The 3,875-nt window shown below is 72.4% G+C and carries 3 protein-coding genes; 1 reads left to right on the forward strand and 2 read right to left on the reverse strand.

The window, feature by feature from the left end; all coding sequences use genetic code 11:
* Positions 1–164: 164 nt before the first annotated feature.
* A complete protein-coding gene (locus ACWD0F_RS51810) occupies positions 165–1,106 on the forward strand; it encodes an anti-sigma factor RsbA family regulatory protein (RefSeq protein ID WP_449890495.1) in 942 nt (313 codons plus the stop codon).
* 84 nt (positions 1,107–1,190) lie between these two features.
* Here the strand turns inward: ACWD0F_RS51810 and ACWD0F_RS51815 are convergent, their stop codons facing one another.
* Both ACWD0F_RS51815 and ACWD0F_RS51820 read right to left on the reverse strand, forming a co-directional pair.
* Positions 1,191–2,120, reverse strand: a complete 930-nt coding sequence (locus tag ACWD0F_RS51815) for a cation diffusion facilitator family transporter (protein ID WP_449890497.1) — start codon at positions 2,118–2,120, stop codon at positions 1,191–1,193.
* Positions 2,121–2,190: 70 nt separating this feature from the next.
* The coding region (locus ACWD0F_RS51820; RefSeq protein ID WP_449890499.1) for a SpoIIE family protein phosphatase at positions 2,191–3,875 on the reverse strand (1,685 nt) is incomplete at its 5' end.

A 3,875-nucleotide genomic window follows, 5' to 3' on the forward strand; every position in this document is an offset into this window, starting at 1 on the left:
ATCGACGTGTCGGGCATGCGCGACCTGGCCTGGGCGGCCGCGCGGCTCGGCCGCGGCAAGCGGCTCCGGCTGCGGAACGTCCCCGCGCAGATGGACAACGTGCTGGACCTGATGGGCTGGAACCGTACGCCCGGCATGGTCATCGACTCGGCGGCGGCCCGGTCATGACCACCTTGACCGGTCCCCGCGACCTCGTCCACCAGGCGCTGATCTACGACGGCGACGCCGCGTTCCTGTCCGCGACGCTCGGCTTCTGCCGCGACGGGCTGGAGCGCGATGAGCAGGTCCTCGCGGTCACCACCGAGGCCAACATCGCCCTGCTGGCCGGCGCTCTGGGCGACGACGCCGCGCGCGTGGAGTTCGTTCCGGCCGGCGACTGGTACGACGCGCCCGGCCGCACGCTCGCCGCCTACAGCCGCTACGTCGACGCCCACAAGGGCCCGCGAAGCCGGGTGCGCATCATCGGCGAGCCCGTCTGGCACGGCCGCAACCCCCTGGAGGAGGCGGAGTGGACGCGGTACGAGTCGGTGATCAACGCCGCCTTCGCCGGCAGCCCCGCCTCGATCGTCTGCCCTTACGACACGCGCGTGCTGCCCGCGCACATCGTGGCCGGCGCCCGCCGCACCCATCCGGCCCTGCTCACCGGATCCACCGCGCAGGACAGCCTCGCCTACCACGAACCGGCTCACTTCGCCCGCGCCGCCGACCGCCTTCCGCTGCCCCCCGTGCCGGCCGGTGCCGCGTGGATCCCGTTCGACGACGACCTCGCCGAGATGCGGCGGCTGGTGAGCGTCCAGGCGTTCGTGCTCGGGCTGAGCCAGCGGCAGGCCGCACGGCTGCTGCTGGCCGTCAACGAGCTGGCCACCAACGCCGTCCAGCACGGCGCCGGGCACGGCTCGATCCGCTTGTGGGCCGACGAGCCGGCGATCTCCTGCGAGGTCACCGACCAGGGGCGGATGGACCTTCCCCTCGCCGGATACCTGCCGCCCGCTCCCGGCGCCGCGCGCGGGCACGGCCTGTGGTCGGTGCGGCAGCTCTGCGACCTGGTGGAGATACGCGCCGGGCGGTCCGGCACACAGATCCGCCTCCACCTCGCGCGCCGCTGAACCGCCGCCACCTCGCGCACTTGAGGCGCTCCACCCCGCGCACCTGAGCCGCCTCCACCTCGCGCGCCCTTGAGGCGGCTCCGGTCAGGGGGCTGACCGGCGATCGGGGTCACCAGGGGCCGGCTGCAGGTAGACGACGGTGGCGATCGGCACGCGCTCGCGGATGCGTTCCTCCGTCCGGGCCACGGCCTGGGGAACGTCGTCCTTCTCCGGGGAGTCGGCGAGTGTGACCCGGGCGGCCACGAGCAGCTCCTCGGGCCCGAGATGCAGCGTGCGCAGCTGCGTGAAGTCCAGGATCGACCGGTCGTGACGGAGCAGGTCCTCGATGGCCCGCTGGATCTCCGGGGACGCCGCCTCGCCGATGATCATGCTCTTGGTCTCCCTGGCGAGGGTCACCGCCACCACGACCAGCAGCAGGCCGATCGCCACCGAGCCGATGCCGTCGAAGGCGGCGTTCCCGGTGAGCAGGGTCAGGGTGACCCCGATGAGCGCGAACGCCAGCCCGAGCAGCGCGGCGGCGTCCTCCAGCAGCACCACCGGCAGCTCGGGGGCCTTGGCCTCGCGGATGTACCTGACCCACGACCGGCCGTCACGGGCCTCGTCGGCCTTGCGGACGGCGGTACGGAGAGACAGGCCCTCCATCACGATGGCGCCCGTCAGGACGCCGACGGCCCACGGCCAGCTCTCCAGCGGATGGGGGTGGGCGATCTTCTGATACCCCTCGTACAGGGCGAACAGGCCGCCCCCGAAGAACAGCACCACGGACACCAGGAAACTGTAGAAATAGCGTTCGCGCCCATAGCCGAAGGGGTGGGCCGGGCTGGGCTCACGCGCGGCCCGCGCCTGGCCCAGCAGGAGCAGCCCCTGGTTGCCGGTGTCCGCCACGGAGTGAATGCCCTCGGCGAGCATCGCCGACGAGCCGGTGAAGAAGAACGCCACGAATTTCGACACCGCTATCCCCATGTTGGCGGCCAGCGCCGCCAGGGTCGCAGTCCGGGAACCGCTGTCGCTCACACACCCTCCCCTCAGGTCGCGGTTGCCAGTACCCACGAGGACCGGAGCGGAACATGCCCCACCAGCCGGGTCAGTTCGGGCGGTGCCCCAGGAGGAGGAGCGCGATGTCGTCGGCGCGCTTCCTGGTGTGCTCGGCGTGGTCGAGCAGGATCCCGCTGAGCCGCTGGAGCGGCTCGTCGGCGGAACGGGTGAAGAGCGCGGCCAGCCCGGCGATGGCGTCATCCAGGTCGGTGCCGGGCGCCTCGACGAGACCGTCGGTGTAGAGGGCGAGCGCGGCGCCCGGCGGGAACGGGGCCTGCAGGGTCTCGTAGTCGGCGTCGGGATCGATGCCGAGCAGCAGGCCGGCCGGCACGTCCATGATGTCGGTGGGCGTGTTCGGCGGGCGCATCAGCGGCGGCGGATGTCCCGCGCTGGCCGCGCAGATCGTGCGCAGCCGCAGGTCGAGGTGGATGAGCAGGCAACTGGTGAACAGGTCGGTGTCCAGGTCGATGAGCAGGCGGTTGGTGTGCCGGAGCACCTCGCCGGGGTCGGCGCCGGCCGCCGCGTGGGCGTGGATGGCGGTGCGCACCTGCCCCATGAGCGCGGCCGCCGTCATGTTGTGCCCCTGGACGTCGCCGATGACCGCCGCGGCCTTGGTGTCGCTCAGGCGGATCAGGTCGTAGAAATCGCCGCCGATGCCCACGCCCCGGGTGGCGGGCACGTAGCAGGCGGCCACCTCCAGGCCCGGCACCTCGGGCAGGCGACGCGGGAGCAGCGTGGTCTGCAGGCTGTGGGCGAGCCGGTCCTTGGTGTCATAGACGAGGGCGCGGTCGAGGGCCTGCGCCATCAGCCCGGCGAGCGTGGTGAGGGTGGCGCGCTCGTCGTCGGAGAACACGTGCGGCCGGTCGAAGGCGAGCACGCAGGCGCCGACGAGCCGGTCGGAGACGATCAGCGGCAGGTACGCCCACGCGGCCATGTCGTCATGGGTCTCGCACCCCGGGAACATCTGGCGGAGCTCGTCCTGGTCGGCGAAGAACACGGCCTCGCCGTTCCGCATCACGTGCCTGGCGGGGCCTGGCTCGTCCAGCGGCAGGCCGTTGTACCGGTCGAGCATCTCGGGGTCGTAGCCGTGCGAGCCGAGAACGCGCATCCTGCCGCCCTCGCCCACCAGGATCGCCATGGCCTTGACCTGGCAGACGGGCATGACATGGTCGGCGACCAGATCGATGACCTCCCGCACGTTGAACGCCCGGGTCAGCGCCGCCGCCATGTGCAGGAAGTTGTAGAAGACGTTCGCCCGCCCGCGCTCACCGGCCTCGAAACCGGGCCCGGCCGGCTGCTGCCGGGCGAGCGGGTCCCCCAGGGCCGGCGTGATGCGCAGGCTGATGCCGGACGGATCCGGATAAAGCACGAACTCCAGCGTGCGGCCGTCAGGGCAGCGGGCCATGCAGGACGTGGGCTGCTGGCTGACCACCGCGGCGCGGCAGCGATCTTCGAACACCGGGTCGCACAACCAGGCCGCCGCCTCCCACAACGGCTTCCCGCGCAGGTCGGCCAGGTCGCAGCCGAGCAGATCGGCCGCCGTGGCGCTGGCGAAGGTGACCCGCCCCTCCAGGTCGAGGGCCACACAGCCGTCGCTGAGCCGGTTGAGGTAGTCGAAGGCGGCACCATCCTGCGGATCGCAGGTCTCCGGCCGCGCCATGTTCAGGACACGCGGCTCGCCGGTGGCCGGCAGCGGGCGCCCGTGGCCGGCCGCCTCCTGGAGCAGGGCGCCCA

The organism is Nonomuraea sp. NPDC002799 (assembly GCF_053592075.1).

What these genes read in the sequence shown, in the direction of transcription:
- ACWD0F_RS51810 (WP_449890495.1), top strand. Translation starts at nt 165, where the DNA reads ATGACCACCTTGACCGGTCCCCGCGACCTCGTCCACCAGGCGCTGATC.